Origin of the sequence: Pseudomonas laurentiana (assembly GCF_014648275.1) — a bacterium.
Classification (GTDB): Bacteria; Pseudomonadota; Gammaproteobacteria; order Pseudomonadales; family Pseudomonadaceae; genus Aquipseudomonas; species Aquipseudomonas laurentiana.
Map to the genome: position 1 here is coordinate 1 of NZ_BMQU01000204.1, position 516 is coordinate 516.

General features: G+C 34.7%; 1 protein-coding gene. It reads left to right on the forward strand.

Features of this window, described 5'->3' with window-relative positions; all coding sequences use genetic code 11:
* Positions 1-516: hypothetical protein (locus IE038_RS24275; protein ID WP_189396449.1), on the forward strand; the 516-nt coding region annotated here is incomplete at both ends.

The window sequence follows — 516 nt, forward strand, 5'->3', positions numbered from 1 at the left end:
TCGCAGCAATCGATTTGAGCATATCAAAGATATAACAATAGAAAATCCATTATTGGATTATCTTCATCTGTTTGGAAGGTTTCAAGAAAGACCGACCCGTCTTTCTAGCTTGTATTGGAAGAAATTTCTGATGTCTGGCAACTTTATTACGGAATTTCAATATGCTGGGAAGGACGATATTGTAGAAAGAAAGACAGCTGCTTTCTGGGAAGCAAAATTATTATACAATAAGTTTCAAAGGATGGGAATATATCAATTTGACACAGAAGAGTATGCAATGGAATATAAACCTTTAAATACACCAGTAATCTGTCTAGCTCGTCGATTTCTTTGGGATCCCGTGAGTATTCGCTTAAGCAATAAGCACTTTTCTTTTGAACCAAGAGAACTTTTTGATTCTAAAGAACTTGTGAAGAGCATTTATCTTACTTATTCTTCAACAAGAAAGCTAAATATCAGTATGAAAACAACATTGAGGGCTATTCGAAAGCGTAAAAAGGTGAGAAAAATAGCCCT